The sequence below is a fragment of the Thalassobacillus pellis genome (assembly GCF_016908295.1).
Lineage (GTDB): Bacteria > Bacillota > Bacilli > Bacillales > Halobacillaceae > Thalassobacillus > Thalassobacillus pellis.
The window spans coordinates 1,077,318-1,096,790 of the sequence record NZ_JAFBDO010000001.1; the positions used below are offsets into that span (position 1 = coordinate 1,077,318).

18 protein-coding genes and 1 riboswitch are annotated in these 19,473 nt (G+C 45.3%); of the genes, 11 read left to right on the forward strand and 7 right to left on the reverse strand.

The genetic code is table 11. The annotated features are described in order from the left end of the window. Positions 1-65 precede the first annotated feature (65 nt). Positions 66-176, reverse strand: a riboswitch (SAM riboswitch). A gap of 78 nt (positions 177-254) precedes the next feature. After that, on the reverse strand, positions 255-626 hold the full coding sequence (locus JOC33_RS04985; protein WP_205091346.1) for a YbaN family protein: 372 nt from the start codon (positions 624-626) through the stop codon (positions 255-257). Between the two features lie 128 nt (positions 627-754). Beyond that, positions 755-2,104 (reverse strand): dipeptidase, encoded by a 1,350-nt coding sequence (locus JOC33_RS04990; protein ID WP_205091348.1) that lies wholly within the window; start codon positions 2,102-2,104, stop codon positions 755-757. Between the two features lie 139 nt (positions 2,105-2,243). Between JOC33_RS04990 and JOC33_RS04995 the strand changes: the two genes are divergently transcribed. The 3 genes from JOC33_RS04995 (at position 2,244) to JOC33_RS05005 (ending at position 4,725) form a co-directional block, all read left to right on the forward strand. Beyond that, on the forward strand, positions 2,244-3,383 hold the full coding sequence (locus tag JOC33_RS04995) for a M14 family metallopeptidase (RefSeq protein ID WP_205091349.1): 1,140 nt from the start codon (positions 2,244-2,246) through the stop codon (positions 3,381-3,383). Between the two features lie 100 nt (positions 3,384-3,483). Next, a complete protein-coding gene (locus tag JOC33_RS05000; protein WP_205091350.1) occupies positions 3,484-4,278 on the forward strand; it encodes a TIGR00266 family protein in 795 nt (264 codons plus the stop codon). Between the two features lie 87 nt (positions 4,279-4,365). Next, positions 4,366-4,725, forward strand: coding sequence for a DoxX family protein (locus JOC33_RS05005; RefSeq protein WP_205091351.1), 360 nt, complete (start codon positions 4,366-4,368; stop codon positions 4,723-4,725). Between the two features lie 398 nt (positions 4,726-5,123). Here the strand turns inward: JOC33_RS05005 and JOC33_RS05010 are convergent, their stop codons facing one another. Continuing rightward, positions 5,124-5,318 (reverse strand): DUF378 domain-containing protein, encoded by a 195-nt coding sequence (locus JOC33_RS05010; protein ID WP_205091554.1) that lies wholly within the window; start codon positions 5,316-5,318, stop codon positions 5,124-5,126. A 142-nt stretch (positions 5,319-5,460) separates the two neighbouring features. On the opposite strand from JOC33_RS05010, the gene JOC33_RS05015 reads away from it, so the two are divergent. The 6 genes from JOC33_RS05015 (at position 5,461) to JOC33_RS05040 (ending at position 12,029) form a co-directional block, all read left to right on the forward strand. Continuing rightward, positions 5,461-6,150 (forward strand): response regulator transcription factor, encoded by a 690-nt coding sequence (locus JOC33_RS05015; protein ID WP_205091352.1) that lies wholly within the window; start codon positions 5,461-5,463, stop codon positions 6,148-6,150. Then, positions 6,147-7,157: a sensor histidine kinase gene (locus JOC33_RS05020; protein WP_205091353.1), complete on the forward strand. Its 1,011-nt coding sequence runs from the start codon at positions 6,147-6,149 to the stop codon at positions 7,155-7,157. Before JOC33_RS05015 ends, JOC33_RS05020 begins: the two co-directional genes overlap by 4 nt. A gap of 139 nt (positions 7,158-7,296) precedes the next feature. Further along, on the forward strand, positions 7,297-7,854 hold the full coding sequence (locus JOC33_RS05025) for an NAD(P)H-dependent oxidoreductase (protein ID WP_205091355.1): 558 nt from the start codon (positions 7,297-7,299) through the stop codon (positions 7,852-7,854). Between the two features lie 410 nt (positions 7,855-8,264). Beyond that, positions 8,265-9,026, forward strand: coding sequence for an ABC transporter ATP-binding protein (locus JOC33_RS05030; RefSeq protein WP_205091356.1), 762 nt, complete (start codon positions 8,265-8,267; stop codon positions 9,024-9,026). Further along, on the forward strand, positions 9,016-10,953 hold the full coding sequence (locus tag JOC33_RS05035) for an ABC transporter permease (protein ID WP_205091357.1): 1,938 nt from the start codon (positions 9,016-9,018) through the stop codon (positions 10,951-10,953). The genes JOC33_RS05030 and JOC33_RS05035 overlap by 11 nt, the downstream gene beginning before the upstream one ends. A gap of 455 nt (positions 10,954-11,408) precedes the next feature. Continuing rightward, positions 11,409-12,029: an NUDIX hydrolase gene (locus JOC33_RS05040; RefSeq protein ID WP_205091358.1), complete on the forward strand. Its 621-nt coding sequence runs from the start codon at positions 11,409-11,411 to the stop codon at positions 12,027-12,029. 61 nt (positions 12,030-12,090) lie between these two features. Here the strand turns inward: JOC33_RS05040 and JOC33_RS05045 are convergent, their stop codons facing one another. From JOC33_RS05045 to JOC33_RS05060, 4 genes are all read right to left on the reverse strand, one after another. Continuing rightward, a complete protein-coding gene (locus JOC33_RS05045) occupies positions 12,091-13,080 on the reverse strand; it encodes a LacI family DNA-binding transcriptional regulator (protein WP_205091359.1) in 990 nt (329 codons plus the stop codon). A gap of 70 nt (positions 13,081-13,150) precedes the next feature. Then, positions 13,151-13,981, reverse strand: coding sequence for a carbohydrate ABC transporter permease (locus tag JOC33_RS05050; RefSeq protein WP_205091360.1), 831 nt, complete (start codon positions 13,979-13,981; stop codon positions 13,151-13,153). 18 nt (positions 13,982-13,999) lie between these two features. Continuing rightward, positions 14,000-14,887 (reverse strand): carbohydrate ABC transporter permease, encoded by an 888-nt coding sequence (locus JOC33_RS05055; protein ID WP_205091361.1) that lies wholly within the window; start codon positions 14,885-14,887, stop codon positions 14,000-14,002. An 87-nt stretch (positions 14,888-14,974) separates the two neighbouring features. Then, on the reverse strand, positions 14,975-16,207 hold the full coding sequence (locus tag JOC33_RS05060) for a sugar ABC transporter substrate-binding protein (protein WP_338054473.1): 1,233 nt from the start codon (positions 16,205-16,207) through the stop codon (positions 14,975-14,977). A 220-nt stretch (positions 16,208-16,427) separates the two neighbouring features. Here JOC33_RS05060 and bglX point away from each other — a divergent pair, with 220 nt between their 5' ends. Both bglX and JOC33_RS05070 read left to right on the forward strand, forming a co-directional pair. Continuing rightward, positions 16,428-18,581 (forward strand): beta-glucosidase BglX, encoded by a 2,154-nt coding sequence (gene bglX, locus JOC33_RS05065; protein WP_205091362.1) that lies wholly within the window; start codon positions 16,428-16,430, stop codon positions 18,579-18,581. Positions 18,582-18,708: 127 nt separating this feature from the next. Continuing rightward, positions 18,709-19,458 carry a LysM peptidoglycan-binding domain-containing protein gene (locus JOC33_RS05070; RefSeq protein ID WP_205091363.1) on the forward strand — a complete coding sequence of 250 codons (750 nt, stop codon included), beginning with the start codon at positions 18,709-18,711 and terminating at the stop codon, positions 19,456-19,458. The last annotated feature ends 15 nt before the right edge of the window (positions 19,459-19,473 follow it).

Sequence of the window (19,473 nt, forward strand, 5' to 3'; positions counted from 1 at the left end):
TTCTTAAAGTATAAAAAAGCCCCTTCTAAAAATAAGAAGAGACTTTTCTTGCCAGTGCTGTCCGCTTCTTATCTTTCAGGCTTTTTCGTATAAAAAGCCTGCTGGAATTAGCACCTTGTAGCATACAGGTTGCTGAGGCGTCACAGGGCCATACCCTCCACCTCTCTTGATAAGAAAAATATGAAATTTCAAAAAGGATTTATCTGGTATCCTATCAATTTTTGGAATAAAAAGAAAGGCTTTTGCCTGAATATTCATCTGCGGGTTGGAAAAGAAAGCATCACCCAGGTGAAAAAGGCTGCCGTTATGATTAGAATTACCCTGACAAAAATCACTTCGACCACAGCAAAGGCTGAAAATAGGATGGACACCCAAAGCACGGTTACTCCGATGATTTTTGCCTGAAGCGGTATCCCTTTCCCGCTGCGGAAATCCTGGATATATGTGCCGAACCATTTGTTATTCAACAGCCAGTTGTATAGCTTATCCGAGCTCCGCACAAAGCAGGCTGCCGCAAGCAGCAAAAACGGAGTCGTCGGAAGAAGCGGAAGAAGGATGCCCAGGGCCCCGAGAAACAGAGACAGGCAACCGCCAATGATCAGGATGATTCTCAGGAATTTTCTCATGGCTCGAACACGCCTTTTTAAATAGTAGTAGTTAATGTTTGGTCTCGACTAACTTGATTCTCAAGAAATATTATAAGGCGAGATTTCATCCCTTAGATCCCGTTCCTTGCAAGCAGACCCAGCGATGATTATAAGTATCTCAGATACTCGCACACGGTTTCTATGCCTTTTTCAAAGTTTTCCAGATGAAAATGCTCGTTCGGGGCATGCAGATTTTCCGATGGCAGGCCGAATCCCATCAATACGACCGGCGCAGACAACACGCGTGCGAAATTCTCGACGATCGGAATCGAGCCACCCTCCTTCGGGAACAGAGGACGGACGCCATATACTTTTTCATAAGCATCGGCCGCTTTTTGGATCATGGCATCTTTGGAATCAAGAGCTACAGGTTTTGCCTGAATAAATTGTTTCAGGGTAACGTTTGCTCCAGCTGGCTTGTGGTCATGAAGGTGCTGTTCAATCCGCTCATACACCTGCCCGGGATCTTGCTCTCCGACAAGACGGCAGCTGATTTTCCCGCTTGCCTCACATGGAATGATCGTTTTGATGCCTTCTCCCTGATATCCCCCTGACACCCCGTTTATTTCCAGAGTCGGGCGGATACCTGTCCGCTCATGAAAGGTGAAGCCTTGTTCTCCGTATAAGGCTTTCAGTCCAAGGTCCTGTTTGGTTTTTTGCTCGTTAAATGGAATCTCGGCGACTTCTTTCCGCAGTTCTTCTGTCGGTTCCGGTACTCCCTCATAAAATCCTTTTACTGCTATTTTTCCATCTTCTTCATGCAAGGAATCAAGCAAATGAATAAGGGCATGAACTGCGTTCGGAACCCCGCCTCCATAGACCCCTGAATGGAGATCACTGTTTGCCGTTTTCACGTTCACTTCCATCGCAAGGGCTCCTCGAAGAGACGTGCAGATGGCCGGCTGCCCGGGTTCAAGGAAGGAAGTGTCCGAGATGACCACCGCGTCGGCTGTAAGCTTTTCGCGATTGGCATCGATGAATGGTCCGAGATTCGGACTAGCAATTTCCTCTTCCCCTTCGACACAGAACTTAATATTGACTGGCAGTTCTCCGTTTTCCTCAAGCAACAGTTCCACCGCCTTGATATGAATAAACAACTGCCCTTTGTCGTCCGTCGCACCCCGGGCGAAAATTTTCCCATCTCTGATTTGCGGTTCAAAAGGCGGAGTCTCCCACAGATCAAGCGGTTCCGGCGGCTGGACATCGTAATGTCCATAGACAAGCACCGTCGGCTTCCCTTTTGCATGCATCCAATCGGCATAAACAATCGGATGCTGTTCAGTCGGAATGATCTCGACATTTTCCATGCCGGCCTTGGCAAGGGAACCTGCCACCCAGTCCGCTCCTTTTTTAACGTCACCTTTATGCTTATCCACTGCTGAAATGCTTGGTATTCTCAAAAACTCCTGGAGCTCCTTGATAAACGTTTCCTTATGTAACTGTATGGTTTCCTTCACGTTACACCCTCCTTTATCACACTCACTACCCCAATTATAAGCGAGTGACAACGTATTTAACAAAAATGTAATCAAAATTGGTGTTTTACTTCCCTTTGATGCGGTAAAGGTTCAAGAAAATGGAAAGGATTGATGTTTCATGAAAACCTCTGAGGAATATTTTTCCACTACCTATGAAGAATCTCGGCAAAATTTCCGCAGCCATCTCGATAAAATAATCACGATGTGGCCGGAAGCTGAATTAACAAGTGAAGCAATCGGACAAGAACCCGATAATACGATAGATATGATACATGCACAAGCGCGAACTGACCCTGAGCAGGTCATCGTGATGACCACCGGCGAGCACGGTATCGAGGGCTATGGCGGAGCAGCGGTTCTTGACCTGTTCGTCCATGAGTACCTTGAAAAAATAGATCCGAAGACAACAGGCATCTGCCTGATTCACGCCTTGAACCCTTGGGGAATGCGGAATCATCGCCGTGTAACGGAAAATAATATCGACCTGAACCGGAACTATTTCTATGAAGATAATGCTATCCCAGAAGATATCAATAAGAATTATGAAAAGGAAAAAGGGCTTTTCCTGCCTGACGGAAAAATAGAAGATTTGGAAAACCAGCGCAAGGAATTACATGGGCAGCTGCTTAACGCCCTGGCGGAAGAAGGATATAGCAGAGTCAAAGAGGCAAAAGGTATGGGGCAATATGAATTTGAGCGTGGTGTCTATTATGGCGGACAGGCAGAAGAGGAAACCACGAAATTTTTAAAACGTGTGCATCGTAACATGTTACATGGCTACCCGAGGGTCATTCACATGGATTGGCATACGGCTCTCGGTCCAACCAATGAGGTGACTATGCTGGTTTCTGAAAAGATCAGCGATGATGAAGAACAATTGAAAAAAGACTACCAGCTCGATAACGTCGGAATCATTTCTTCCGATAATGTAAAGGGAGATTCAAAGACTTATGTCAATAAATTAAGAGAAGAAGAGTACCCGGACACATACCTTTTCTCAGGCTTGTTTGAATTTGGAACCTTTGGGGATGACAAAAAAGCTGAATTCAGGGAATTCATGACGATCATTCTGGAAAACCAGCTTTACTGGGAAGGAGCAGAAAAAGAAGAAGACAGGCAGTGGATTTTGGATGAATTCCGCGAGATGTTCTACCCGGATGAAGCAGAATGGCGCGAGTCAGTAATCAAGGAAGCACGAAGAGCCATTGAAGGCGTTTTAAAACAAGAAGGTGTACTGCATATAAGAGCCGGCAGGTAATCAGCCGGTTCTTTTGCTTTGCCAAACAGTGAAAAATTTATGAAACCTCTCCCCCAGCCATTCGTAATATCTAGTATTCCAATAAAGGAGATGTTGGCGAATGAATAACCATGACATAGATTATAAAATTTACGGGGATGATATGCAGTTTGTCGAGGTGGAGCTTGACCCCGAGGAAACGGTGATCGCCGAAGCGGGAAGCTTGATGATGTTGGAGGACCGGATCAGAATGGAGACGATCTTCGGTGATGGGTCAGGCAGCAGCAAAGGTTTGATGGGTAAATTGATCGGCGCAGGCAAACGTGTCATCACCGGGGAAAGTCTGTTCATGACCACCTTTACGAATGAAGGTCAGGGAAAAAAACATGTTTCATTCGCCGCTCCCTACCCAGGAAAAATCATCCCGATGGATTTGAGCGAACTACAAGGGAAAGTAATCTGCCAGAAGGATTCCTTTCTTGCCTCTGCCAAGGGAGTAGCTGTCGGCATCGAATTTCAGCGGAAACTCGGGACCGGCTTCTTCGGCGGGGAAGGCTTTATCATGCAGAAGCTGGAAGGAGACGGAATGGCATTTGTCCATGCCGGCGGAACGATGCAGAAACGGAAGCTGGAAGCCGGCGAAACCCTTCGTGTCGACACAGGCTGCCTGGTAGCAATGACAGGTGATGTTGACTATAACATCGAATACGTCGGCGGAGTCAAAACAGCGCTGTTCGGCGGGGAAGGCCTCTTTTTCGCTACATTGAGAGGACCTGGAACTGTCTGGGTCCAGTCGCTCCCATTCAGCAGACTCGCAAGCCGCGTATTTGCTGCCATGCCTTCTAAGGGCGGCGACAAAGGAGAAGGCAGTGTTGCCGGCGGAATATTCGATTTGCTTGGCGGAGACCGAAACTAGGAAACTATTAGCTTTCCTTTTTAATAGAAAAAGATTAATCATCGCCTGCCCCCTGCCTGCATAAGGTTGTACAAAGGGGGTATTTTTTTGCGAAAAACCATCCCGACCAGGAAGCTTATCCAATATGTCGTTGCTTTTGTTTTTATCACTTCCGGCTTGATGAAACTTTTTGGCACCGGGCTTGGGGAAGTATTTATTCATCTCGGTATTCCCTATCCCCTTACCATCATGCAACTGCTGGCTGTAGTGGAAATAATCTGTGGAATACTTCTGATATTAGAAAAATATACGAAACAGGCGGCACTTGTGTTAATTGCCGTGATGATCGCAGCTGTCATACTTACGAAAATCCCCGCCTTGCACCAGGGATTCATCAACGCCTTGTTTCAGTCCCGACTGGATGTAGTCATGCTTGTGCTGCTGTATATCCTGTATAGGAGACAGTAAAAAATGTTGGGACATAAAACAGATGAAATATGTTAGTTCACTGTTGAAATTCTTCACGTCAAACATGAAGTGGTTTTTTGCACAAGGAAAAAGGGTGATTTTCTTTGAAATTAAAGAAAATCATCCTTTTTAAATTGACCGCTGTTAAAGTTTCTAATTATAAACGGTTATGTCATGGTTGATTCCACAAAGAGCGGGAGGTGGTGACGCCTGCGGGAACAGCGCGAGCCGAAGATCACTTGGTCAAGCGATTTTCTTGATCATCGCTTTAGGCCGTGCCCGCGGCAAGCATCCACCGGCAAGCGGGTAGGTGAGAATCAACAATCAAAACTTTAAAAAAATCCTTTCGATTATAGAGGACTTCTTTCTAGCTCCGATCAATCGCATGGCTTTTTATATTACTTCACTTTTTTGATTAATGAAAAGGAATAGATTGCAGCCAGGCCAACAAGGATATATACGATTCGTGCTACCGGACTGTCCATCCCGCCGAAAAGTCCGCCGACAAGATCCCATTGGAAGAGTCCGACCAACAGCCAGTTTAATCCTCCAACTATTATCAAGATAAGTGCCAATACATTCATTCCATTCATCCTTTCCAGTTTTGTATAACTATTGTTTAATTTATGTATAACCTTTTTCTTCACTCTTCAAACTTTTTACAACTAATAAAATACCTTCAATGTGCAATCAGCTTACTTTTGCTATAATTTCCATAGAAAGGTGGTGGTTCTGTTGTTTAAGATTTTCCTGATTGAAGATGATGCCTCCCTTTTTTATGAAATCAAAGAACGCCTCATCCAGTGGGAGTATAAGGTCCATGGAGTAGAGGATTTCAATAAAGTTATGGAGACATTCAGCTCCGTAGAGCCGGATCTTGTCATCATCGATATCCAGCTTCCGAAATTCGACGGGTTCCATTGGTGCCGGATGATTCGTGAGCATTCCAGCGTACCTATTGTTTTCTTATCCTCGCGCGACCATCCGACTGACATGGTGATGTCCATGAATCTCGGAGCGGATGATTTCATTCAGAAACCATTCCATTTTGACGTATTAGTTGCAAAAATCCAGGCGATATTGCGCCGCGTTTATAACTACAGCAGCGAAGGACCTGCTTTGAGAACCTGGAACGGTGCTGCCATCGAATATGAACGGAATCGTGTCAAGAATAAGGAAGGAATCAGTGAACTGACAAAGAACGAAATGTTCATCCTGAAGCTACTGATCGAAAATAAAAATAAAATTGTCAGCCGTGATGAACTGATGAACCGGTTGTGGGATGATCATCGGTTCGTCAGTGATAATGCTTTAACGGTGAATGTTAACCGGCTCAGGAAGAAGCTTGCTGAAATCGGTCTTGGGGATGCGATTGAAACAAGGGTTGGACAAGGCTATATCGCAATGGAACAGATGAATCCATGATCTGGAAGTTTTGTAAAGAGCGGTTAAGCTGGATCCTATTCTTCCTATTCTTGCAGCTGCTGGCCGTGCTGCTCGCATACCTTGACACTACCCTGCCATTACGGGGAATGCTTTATTACGTTTTTCTATCGACCCTGTTCTTTATCGTCTTTCTTATCATTCGTGGTAAAAAGGAATTGAAATTCTACAGGGAACTGGAGGAGCGGGAGGAAGATGCGGATATAACCAGCCTCCCCTATCCGGATAGTCCGTTTGAATCCATTGTTGAAAAGAGCATTACCGAGCCAGTGGAGCGTCTCCGGACAGAAATCCGCTCCCAACGTACGCTGCTGGAACAGGAAAAAGATGAGCTACTGGCCTGGATCCACGAGGTGAAGACACCGCTGACGACAATGCAGCTAATCATGGATAGAATGTCGGACCAGGAGCTCAAAAAGCAGCTGATGCGGGAATGGCTGCGGATCCATTTTTTACTCGACCAGCAATTACACCAAAAGCGGATTCCGACGATTGAAAATGACCTTTTCATTGAAAAAGTGAATCTTGAACCGCTCATCTTCCGTGAAATACACACCCTCCGTTCCTGGTGTATGCAAAAAGGCATCGGATTCGAAACTGATCTGCCGTCAGAAGCGGTGCTAAGTGATGGAAAATGGCTCGCTTTCATTATCCGCCAGCTGCTGACAAATGCGGTAAAATACAGTGAGGAAGGATCGGAGATCAAAATTATCAGCTTTTCCCAAAACGGCAGGGTGTCAGTGAAAGTTACCGATACAGGCAGAGGAATAGAGTCCCGTGACTTGCCGAGAATTTTTGACAAAGGTTTTACCTCAACCACAAAGCATGAGGAAAATGCGGCAACGGGCATGGGATTGTATCTGGCTGAACAGGCTGCTTCCACCCTGCATATTACGATCGACGTTGACTCCACGCCAGACCGAGGCAGCACCTTCACACTCACTTTCCCCAAAGAAAATGAATTCCTGCACATCCAAGGCTTACGTTAAAATAATATAAAAATTAGTTATGGGGAAAGCCGGACATATTATTAGTCTTAGAAAAGGGGAAGATACTTACATAGTGTTTGACCCAGGAAACCTCCAGGATAAAATATAGACACAAAAAGCTTTAAAAGGAAGGGTATAGATGGAAAATGTCCTCGTCATCAATGGACACGAGTATTATAACCATTCAAAAGGACATCTTAATGGAACTCTTTTTAATAACATTGTTGAGCTATTGTCTGCCCACTACGAAGTGAAAACGACAGTGTTACAAGAGGGTTTTGACAAAGGTGAAGAACAGAAAAAAGTTATATGGGCTGATTATGTGATCTATCAGACTCCCATTTACAATTATAGTGTCCCCGCATTGTTTAAGAAGTATATAGACCAGACCCATGAACATGGGGTTTATTTTCGTGGAAATACGGAAGAATACGGCATCGGCGGGGGATTATTGTCAGGGAAGCGCTATATGTTTTCAACAACATGGAATGCGCCCTCTAAAGCATTCAACGACCGCAATGCTTTTTTTGAAGGCAGAAACGTGGATGACATTCTTTTTCATCTACATTTGAGCCACAAATATGCTGGTATGGAAGGGATGAAAACCTTTGCGTGTTTTGACGTCAAAAAAAATCCGGATATAAACTTTTACTTAGATGCTTTAGAAAAGCACTTGAGTCAATATTTCCATATTTAGCTTATTGAAAAAAGAAGATCACGCTCCTTCTCAGGCTGTCGAGTAAATCTCGACAGCTTTTTTCCTTTGTATACTATTTCGGATAGTCCCAAGGGCAAGCCTGTGTCAGAAACTCCGCTGATTCTAGCTCCTGTTCCGCTGATATCTCGCACGCTACCGTTAATGGAAAAATGAAAAATCCGATATCTTCGGGCATGAATGTACAGAAGGTGTGGCTGGCACTGGGCCCAGGAAAGGCACACAGCTCCTGGCGGTAGAAAACGCAGTTTGAGGAAAACTAAGAGTTTCTCCGCAATTAAGGTTAAAGTGACAAAACTGTCACTCGCATTTTCTTTTTGTTAGGAGAATGAAAGGACATGCAGGCCCGCAACCATATACAATAGAGTCACCAACAACTCGGGGGTAATCGAATGACTGTATTGGAAGCAAATAAAATTCATAAAAGCTATGGAAATAAGTTCACCAGGCAGGAAGTATTAAAAGGAATCGATGTATCGATAGATAAGGGAGAGTTCCTGACAATCATGGGTGCATCAGGCTCCGGAAAGACGACGCTCTTGAATGTGCTGTCATCTATTGATCGCGTCAGCCACGGGACCATACATATCGAAGGAAAGGAATTAACCGGACGTAAGGAGAAACAGCTCGCCGAATTCCGTAAGCATCACCTGGGATTCATTTTTCAGGAATATAATCTGCTGGATACGTTGACCGTCAAAGAAAATATCCTGCTGCCCCTGTCGATTACGAACGCTTCAAAAAAAGAAGCCAATGCCAAGTTCACATCCGTTGCTTCTGAACTGGGCATTGAAGACGTCCAGCATAAATATCCAAACGAAATTTCCGGCGGCCAAAAACAACGGACATCGGCAGCCCGGGCGTTCATCCACGAGCCGAGTATCATTTTTGCGGACGAACCGACTGGCGCTCTGGATTCGAAGTCAGCATCCGATTTATTGGATAAAATGAGTGAACTTAACCAAAAACGCAAGGCGACAATCGTAATGGTGACCCACGACCCGGTTGCAGCCAGCTACAGCAGCCGCGTCATTTTCATCAAGGACGGACAAATCTATACGCGGCTATATAAAGGTGACCAGACGCGTTCATCATTTCTGAAGGATATCATGAAAACGCAAGGGGTATTGGGCGGGGTTCAATATGAACACTAATCAACTGATTTTACGCAACCTCCATAAAAATATTAAAAACTACTACCTCTACGTGTTTGCGCTTATTTTCAGTACTGCATTATATTTTGCCTTTGTCACGCTTCAGTATGACCCGGCCATGGATGAAACGACCGGATCTATTAAAGGGGCAGCCGCAGTCCGTGTGGCTTCGGTTCTCTTAATCGCTATCGTGGCCATTTTTCTCATTTATGCCAACAACCTGTTCATCAAACGCAGAAGCAAGGAAATCGGTCTTTTCCAGTTGATCGGCATGACAAAGAACCGCATTTTCCTGATTTTAAGTATGGAAAATTTTCTTGTCTATTTCGGTTCCCTTCTCATCGGTACGCTCTTTGGATTTGCTGTTTCGAAGCTAATCATGATGATACTGTTTAAAATCATGGGAATCGATCAAGTGGCTAGCTTAAGCTTCTCTATAGCAGCATTTCTGCAGACTGTCGGTGTATTTACTGCTGTTTATCTTATCATTATGCTGGTGAACTACCTTTACATAAGCAGGCAGACGATTCTCTCCCTATTTCATATCAAATCGAAAACGGAAGCACGAGAGAAAAGGATATCTATTTTCGAAGTAGTGATCGGCCTGTTCGGCATCGGTTTAATTGCGCTCGGCTATTATGTCTCCTCCCGGCTATTCAGCGGTGATTTTACATCGATCCAGGAACTGTTCACCGTCATGCTGTTCATTCTTGTCTCCGTCATTATCGGTACATACCTTTTTTACAAAGGGTCCGTTCGCTTTCTTGCCAACTTGATCCGGAAAAATAAAGGCGGCTATCTGAACATCAACCAAGTGCTGTCCTTGTCCTCCATCATGTTCCGTATGAAGTCGAATGCACTGTTGCTGACAATTATCACGACGGTGTCTGCCCTTGCAATCGGGTTATTATCACTAAGCTATATTTCTTACTATTCTGCTGGAAAAACTGCTGAAAGCAATACACCGGCAGATTTCAGCTTCGTAAACGAAGAAGACTTGTCAGTATTTACCTCCGCTTTAAAAGAGGAGGGAATCCCGTTCAACAAGGAAACCATCAAAGTGTTAGTAGCAAAAGTCAAAATCGATGACATCGTGAATGGGTCAGCAGCAAGTCTCCCAGTCGAAGACGGAGTATTGCCTATGCCGATTGTCAGCGACGCGTCCATTCCGAAACTAAATGTCGGAGAAAATCAAATTTTGTTCACTGGTTACAGTGACGCCATGAAGCAAATAGTCCAGTTCTCAAGCTCAGGGACCATTGTCCTTCATACTGCTACTCAATCTTTTAAGCAGCAATACATGGGACTTGCAAAGGAAGATGTCTTATCCGGATATTTCACAAAAGGGCGTCCGACAGTCGTTGTAGACAAGGCATTGTTTGAGAAGATAGCCCAGGACCTCAACAAGGAGCTGCAATTTAATGCGGACTATGCCGGGATTAATGTGCAGGATGAAGATATAAAAATAGCTAATGATATTTTCCAAAGCCTGGAGGGGATCCAGAGATCTGGAAACTCCTCCCAGTTTGCCCTGTTGAACAGGCAAAAAGAGAACATGGGACTGATTATGTTCATTGTTGGTTTTCTTGGGTTGACATTCCTGATCACCTCTGGGTGTATCCTTTACTTTAAGCAGATGGATGAAGGCGACGAAGAACGTCCAAATTATACGATTTTGAGAAAACTCGGCTATACCAGAGGTGATCTGTTAAAAGGAATCCAGGGTAAACAAGTATTCAACTTTGGTATTCCCCTCATCATTGGCCTGTTCCACAGTTACTTTGCAGTCCAATCAGGCTGGTTTCTTTTTGGGACCGAGCTCTGGGCACCAATGTTTATTGTTATGGGGCTGTACGCCGGTCTCTATTCCATTTTTGGGGTCTTGTCGGTACTTTATTATAAAAAAGTCATCCGTCATTCCTTGTAGGACAATTAGCCCCACCGCCTTTGGGGGTGCTACTGAAAAGGTAAAAAAGGATATGATTTTTATAAAGGGCTGTCCATAAGTCTATGACTAATTGGGGCAGTCTTTTCTATAATTGTTGATACCAGAAAAGTATGGTTGGGAAACGACTCCCTATCCGCAGGGAAGATGACAAAATTCTCCTCGGGCATCGTCAGCCTTTACTCTCCTGCAGGGAGTTTCATCGTTTCCATGCCCGAATTGGCAATCAACAATGCAAAGATTTTCTTTTTCAGGTACTAAAAAACGGCAAGCATCCGTCGGTAAGCGATTCATGAGAACAGCTCTTTTCGATTTTAAAAAATTTTTCAGTATCCCTATTCGATGACCAGGGTCTTTTTTATACATAGGCGCATGCTGGTAGGATGTTGTTTCCAGCTTTGATATAGTAAAAGGATAGAAAGTTCGAGGTGACTGGAATGGACATAAAGAAAAAACTCAAAAACCACACCCCTACCGTGCTTGGCAGCAAGGAGTTCGCAAAGTTCGCAGTCCTTTTGCCACTTATCGAGCACGAGAAGGAACCCCATGTCCTGTTTGAAGTACGCTCCCATCAAATGCGGCGACAGCCAGGTGAAATCTGTTTTCCCGGCGGCAGAATCGAAGGAGAGGATACGACGGCGAAGGAAGCAGCTCTCAGGGAAACAAAGGAAGAATTAGGAATCGGGGAAGAACACCTTTCTGATGCCTATCCCCTGGATTACCTTGTCTCCCCGTTTGGCATGATCGTTTATCCTTTTGCCGGTTATTTGGACGTCACTACATCCAACCTTAAACCAAATCCGATGGAAGTCAGTGAAGTATTTACGGTCCCGCTCTCATTTTTTAAAAAGACAAAGCCGGATATCCACCACGTCAACTTCCAGGCCAGCCCGGAAGAAAACTTTCCTTTTGATCTGATTCCATTCGGAAAGGATTATAATTGGCGTTCCCGCAGTCTTGAAGAGTATTTCTATGTATATGGCGATAAGGTGATCTGGGGCATGACAGCCCGGATTCTTGCCCATTTTATCGACCTGATTACATCTGATAGAACTTAAATTAATTGTCAGTCCCAAAAATAAAAAAGCTCCAGACCCATGGGGCCGGAGCAAATACAAATCATTTATTTTTTACCGATTGCCGTTCAATAAAGTCCGTAGCGAGCTTATACGTTTTCTCTACTTCTTCCCCGGCAAGCATCTGGAAAATCAGATGGACGGCCAGGGAACCGGCTTCATACTTCGGCTGGCGGATGGTCGTCAGCGGCGGCTGGACATAAGAGGATATCTGGATATCATCAAACCCGATGATGGAAATATCTTCTGGCACTCGGATATTCTTCTCCTGGAAAGCCTGAAGTCCTCCTAAAGCCATTTCGTCATTGGCATAAAAGATTCCGTCAGGGAGGTTCTGCTGGGCAATCAGCGTTTTCGTCGCCCGGTAGCCCCCTTCCCTGGTGAAATTCCCTGTAAGCTTCCACCGTGACTGGTAGGTGACATCAAAATCTGTCAGCGCCTGGCGGTAACCTTTGAAACGTTCCTCGTTGTCATGGGAATCCAGCGGCCCGCTCACATAAGCGATGGAACGATGGCCTTTTTCCAGCATATAGCTGGCTGCATCATATCCTCCCTTGTAGTTGTTTACCTCCGCATGGATGACGTACGGGCTGTCCACTTTTCTATCTAATACAACAATGGGAAAGTCCTTCCTTGCTGAAGCCTTAATCACATCTGTAGTGATATTATTCGCAAGGACGATTGCCCCATCGACTCTCTTTTCTTTCAAAAATTTAGTCGCCGTTGACTTAGGTCCGCCTACTGAACTGCAGGCGACCAGATCGAAACCGTTCGATACGGTCACATCTTGTACCCCTTTTATCAATTCAGAAAAATAAGGGCCGGATAAATCGCTCAATATCAACGCGATTGTATTCGTTTTCGCCCTTTTCAAATCAGAGGCGAAGCCATTTTTCTGGTAGTTCAATTCCTGTGCCGCCTTCAGCACCTTTTCTACGGTCGCAGAACTGACCTTGTTGATTCCGTTCAAAGCATACGATGCTGTCGATACAGCGACACCGGCTTTTTTGGCAACATCCTTGATCGTAGCCAAACCTTCACCCCCTCTATTACCGTAACAGCTTCTATCATTATTTTACATGTATTACAGCAGTGGCATGCACTTATTTGATTCCTGACATGGTAAAGCCTTCGACGATGTATTTCTGGAAAAAGGCGAAAATGATGATAATCGGCACCACCATAAATGCCGCTCCCGCCATTTGCAAGGCAAAGTTATTGGCATACTGGCCTTGGAGGAGGGACAACCCGACGGATAACGTATAAAGACTCTCATCGTTTGCAATAATCAACGGCCAGAGGAAGCTGTTCCATCCTGCAATGAATGTCAATATTCCCTGAACAGCGAAAATCGGCTTCGCAATCGGGATGACCAGCCGGAAGAAAATGTACCATTCCCCCGCCCCATCAAGCCGTGCCGCTTCAATCAAATCATCGGGTATGGTCGTCATGAACTGGCGGAACAAGAAAATACTGAAGGCCACGGCCAATCCCGGCAGAACGATACCTGTCATTGTATTGGTCAGACCCATGGCATTTAGAATCAAGTAAACAGGAATCATCGTAACCTGGCCAGGAATCATCATCGTGGCCAGCACGAGATAGAAAACCTTTTCCCTGCCTTTGAAATCATATTTGGCAAATCCATATCCGGCCATGGCATTGAACAATAACCCGATAAATGAGAAAAACACGATGACCAATGTGTTTCTTAAATAGACAGCAAAGTTCATATTGGTGAATAGATTTATATAATTTTCAATAGTGGGGTTATCAGGAATGATCGTCGGCGGAATCGCCAGCACTTCACTTTCCGGCTTGAATGAACTTGAAATCATCCATAAAAAAGGGATAGATACGAGTATCCCGCCAAAAACAAGAATGCATGTGACGATTGCTTTTTCCGTCCTGCTCTTTTTCGTCGCTGCAGCCATTTACTCCACTCCTCTCTATTAGTATTCCGTATCCGATTTCCGAAGCTTGAACTGGAGGACAGTCACGATGATGATCATCGCAAACAACACGAACGATCCCGCAGCCGCATAACCGAATTGGCTGAACTGGAAGCCTTCCTTATAAATGAAAAGCGCGATGGACATCGTTCCATTCAGCGGTCCGCCTTCAGTCATGACAAACGGCTCTTCGAAAAATTGCATCCATCCGATCAGCGTCGTCACCGAAACGAAAAACGTCGCATACCTCAATAACGGCAAAGTGACGTGAAACAGCATTTGGATACGGTTCGCGCCATCAATTTCAGCAGCTTCATAATAGGATTTCGGTATCCCCTGCAGCGCTGCCAGGAAAATAATCATGTTAATGCCAATCCCCTTCCAGACAGCAAGGATGATCAACGAAATTTTCGCGATCGTCGGTTCCCCGAGCCATGGAATATTTTCTACGGAGAGAAAGGATAACAGGTAATTAAACAGTCCATATTCGGTGTTATATAAATAGCCCCAAATAACAGCTACGGCAATGATGTTCGTAATCGAAGGCATGTAATACACTGCCCGGAAAGTCGTAAATAGCCAGTTAGACCCGTAATTAAGCAGTAATGCGATCGATAAGGAACAAATGATGACCAGCGGGACACCGATAATGACATAAAAGAATGTATTATAAATGGATTTCAGGAAAGTATCATCGGAAAATAACTGTTTATAATTCTCGATACCGATAAACGAAATCGAGGACCAATCTGCAAGGCCCTTCAAATTCATGTCAGTAAAACTGATGACAAGGGCAACACCGATCGGAATGACACTGAAAACAGCCAACAAAATGACCGCCGGTGCGATGAACATATAAGGGTGTCTATTTTTGTAAAGTTGATTCATGGCAAACCACCTGACCTCTGGAGTATAAAAATAGAGAGATGGAATGAAAGGCTCAACCGACTTCATCCCATCCCATTCACAAACGAGTTATTTTTCCAGTATACTTTGTGCTGTCTGATTGAACTTCTCCAGTTCTTTCTCTATATCTGCGCCGCCTTTGACAATCCGTTCTATCGTGGCCAGCAGCTCCTGGGCAATTCGTTCAAATTTAGGCGTTTGCAAGCCTGCCTTCGCATTTTCCAACTGTTTTCCGAATGTGACATAAAGCGGATTTTCCTGCATCATCGGATCCTTCCACGCCTCTTTCACAGCAGGAAGCGTGCTTGAAACCTCTGTCCACTTAAGCTGTGTATCCTTTTGTGACATGAATGCGATATATTCCAATGCACCATCTACATTGTCTGCACTATCAAATACAGAGAAGATGGAACCACCCATGAATGAGGTGTTTGTCTCCTTTTTCGGCATGACAGCGGTCGCCCACTTGCCTTCTAAGTCTGGAGCCTGGTCGTTGATAATGTTGATCATCCAAGGACCACTGAAAAACATCGGCTTGGAGCCGTCTTTAAAAGCCTGCACGATATCTTTCCCTTGCTGAGACTGGCTGATGCCTTCTCGAAAGAAGCTTGTATAGTACTCAATCGCTCCTTTAAATTCGGGAGAGTCAAAGTTCAGCTCATTTTCTTCAAGATTCGCTTCGTATCCATTCTGCCAGGCAAAAATGAACGGGGTCGACTGGTCGTTCATATCAATATCAAGCCCATAGGAACCTTCACCGCGATCTGCAAGCTTACTTGCAGCATCTTTCAACTCTTCCCAGGTCTTCGGCGGCTGATCATAGCCGACTTCTTTCAATAGGTCTTTCCGGTAATACAGTACCCGCGTATCCACATACCAAGGAACACCTACAATCTGATCTTTATACTGCATGATGGATTGGGCGCCTTCGAAAAAGTTCTCTTTCGCGAAGGTCGGGTAATCCTTCATATGTTCGGAAAGGTCTTTCAAAGCGCCGGCTTCTGCGAATTCCGCTACCCAGGTTGTCCCCAATTGAACCACATCAGGGCCGTTTCCAGAAGCGACTGCTGTCAGCAGCTTGTCATGTGCAGTATCCCAGGGAATTGCCTGGACATCGACCTTATAATCGGAATTCTCCTCAAATTTTTTACTGAATTCCTGAAGCATCTTCCCTTCTTCTCCCATTGCCCATACTGTCACTGTCTTGTCGTCTTTCCCGGATGAAGAATCATCTCCACCTGAACAACCGGCCAGGACAGCTGAGATTATCGCTACCAGCAAAACCAATAATTTACCCTTCACTATCAAGCACCCCTTTTTGGTGAATTTTTATTGAAACGTTTCGATACATGCATTATAATTTATTCTGAATCCGCTTTCAACTACTTTTCGGAAATTTTTGAATATTAGTTGCTTACCTTTCCAAAAGAAGGTATTGATAATTGACGCGGAAAAATTACACGTTTATACTTCAGTTAACATTTTTTCGAAACGTTTCACTTTTCACATAGGAGGATGTCAAATGACAGAAGCACAATTGAAAGATTTACTGACTCAGATGACAACTGAGGAAAAAGTCGGTCAGCTCCTGCAGCTTGCCACCCCATTTTTCAAAGGGGCATCAGACCGGGGGGAAATCACCGGACCGATGGAAAACATGAACATCAATGAAGAAGATATCAAACATACAGGATCGGTCTTAGGAGCTTCCGGTGCCAGGGAAACAATCAATATTCAGAAGACTCACCTTGAAGAAAACCGATTAGGGATTCCTTTATTATTCATGTCCGATATCATCCATGGATTCAAAACGATTTTTCCAGTGCCGCTGGCAATCGGCTGTTCCTGGGATATCGAACTCGCCGAAAAAAGCGCAGCCGTAGCTGCAAAGGAAGCAGCTGCTTCCGGGGTTCATGTTACGTTTGCCCCGATGGTGGACCTTAGCCGGGACCCAAGGTGGGGCCGAGTGATGGAATCGACTGGAGAAGACCCTCACCTGAACAGTCAATTTGCCCGCGCGTTCGTCAGAGGTTTTCAGGGGGATTTGGATAATGATGCCCATAAGGTCGCTTCCTGCGTGAAACACTTTGCCGCATATGGCGCCCCTGAAGGAGGGAGGGATTACAATACGGTCGATATGTCAGAGTGGATGCTCCGTGAAAATTACCTTCCGGCCTACAAAGCTGCCTTGGAAGAAGGCTGCGAGATGGTCATGACCGCGTTCAATATCCTGAATGGAATTCCGGCAACCGGAAATGAAAGTCTGATGCGGGGTATTTTGCGAGAGGAATGGGGATTTGACGGTGTACTTATTTCAGACTGGGGAGCCGTCAAAGAATTGATTCCTCACGGCGTTGCAGAAGATCAGAAACAGGCAGCAGAACTGGCATTAAAAGCTGGTGTTGACATCGAAATGATGACTTCCTGTTATACAAACCATGTACAAGAGTTGATTGAAGAAGGATCGTTGGAAGAAAGTACACTAGATGAAGGTGTCCTCCGGATTCTTCAGTTAAAAAATAAATTAGGCCTTTTCGATAACCCTCACCGGTTCGCAAGCGAGGAAGATGAAAAGAAATATATCCTTTCACCAGAGCATCGCAGGGCCTCAAGGGAGCTTGCAGCAAAATCAATCGTCTTGCTGAAAAACGAAGACGTGCTTCCGCTTAATGCAGAGAAAAAGGTTGCGCTTGTCGGTCCGTTCGCAAGCAATACTGATATCCTCGGCCCATGGTCCTGGGGTGGATCTGCAGAAGATACCGTAACTGTCGAAACGGGGCTGAACCAACAGCTGAAAGACCTTGCTGTAGCCAAAGGTACCGATTTGCGAGATGGCAACGAAGAAGATTTAAAGGCTGCCCTTCAAACGGCAGAACAAGCAGATGTGGTCGTCGTTGCTCTGGGAGAACACTCCGATTGGAGCGGGGAAGCCGGCTGTCTCGCCGATATAAGACTGCCAGAAGTTCAGCTCGACTTGTTGAAAAAAATGAAACAGCTAGGCAAACCGGTTGTAGCCGTATTATTCAATGGAAGACCGCTTGATTTGCGCGAAGTAACCGAACATGCCGATGCCGTGGTCGAAGCCTGGTATCCAGGTACAGAAGGAGGAAATGCCGTTGCCGACATTCTCCTTGGAAAAGTGAATCCGTCAGCGAAACTTTCTATGTCGATGCCATATTCCGTCGGCCAGGTGCCCGTCTATTACAACAGCTATAGCACCGGCCGTCCGAAAGACGCGCCTGACGCACAGGAGCGCTACGTCTCCCAGTACCTCGACATTCCGAACGAGCCGCTGTTCCCATTCGGATACGGGCTAAGCTACAGCCAGTTTGAGTACGGGGAGCTCCAATTGTCTGCAGACCGCATGACGAAGGAAGATACTTTGACCGTTACCGTGGACGTAACAAATGTAAGTGACATTCCTGGCGAGGAAGTCGTCCAGCTTTACGTAAGGGACAATGTCGGTCAGGTAGTAAGACCGACGAAAGAACTGAAAGACTTCCGGAAAGTGGCCCTCCAGCCTGGTCATACAGAAACAGTCACCTTCCAAATCACAGAGCCCCAATTGAGGTATTATCATGCCAACATGGAACATACCAGCGACCCAGGCGAATTCACAGTATTCGTCGGAACAAACAGCCAAGACGTAAAAGCAAAACGTTTTCGACTGGAATAAAAAAGGGGACAGTCCCTCGACGCTTTAACGCGCCGGGGGACTGTCCCTTTTTTCATAGACGTTCACCCATCAGGCGATGAAAGAATACCATGGTACTAATGTATACGCAGAAAGGAAGGAAAAAAGCATGAATCATCACCACTCGCGCAGCCATGGATATATAATTCAGCCTGGTGATACTTATCCCATGTTAGCTCAGCGATTCCAGGTATCTATAAACGATATATTCGCTGCTAACCCAGGAATCAACCCCTACTATCTATGGGTGGGCCAGCAAATCAGGATTCCTGGTGCACATTCTCCTTACAGCACACGCCAAACCAAAAAGTGCATCAGTCCCGCAGAAATGGAACTGAAAAGCAGCATGCGAAGCCTCTGGGAGGAACACGTGGCATGGACCCGTATGGCCATCATCAGCCTGACGTTCAATTTGCCGGATGTCGATGAAGTCATCACCCGCCTGCTTCAGAATGCAACAGACATGGGTGATGCCCTGAAGCCTTTGTATGGGGATGAAATTGGTGATCAGTTCGGGGATTTAGTAAGAGAGCATCTACTGATTGCAGCCGACCTCGTCAAAGCTGCCCTGGAAGGAAACCAGCAGGCGGCAATGGAAGCAGAGAAAAAATGGTACGCCAATGCAGACCAGATTGCAGCATTTTTGAGTACGATCAATCCATATTTAACGGAAGAAGAAGTAAAGAAAATGTTTTACACACACCTTGATCTGACTAAGACAGAAGCAGTCTTAATGATCAACAAGGAGTATGAAAAGGATATCCAGGTGTACGATGAAATTGAAGAACAAGCCTTAGGCATGTCGGACGCCATCACAGATGCCATCGTAAAACAATTCCCCGAAATGTTCCGAAACTAAATTCGAAAAAAAGGG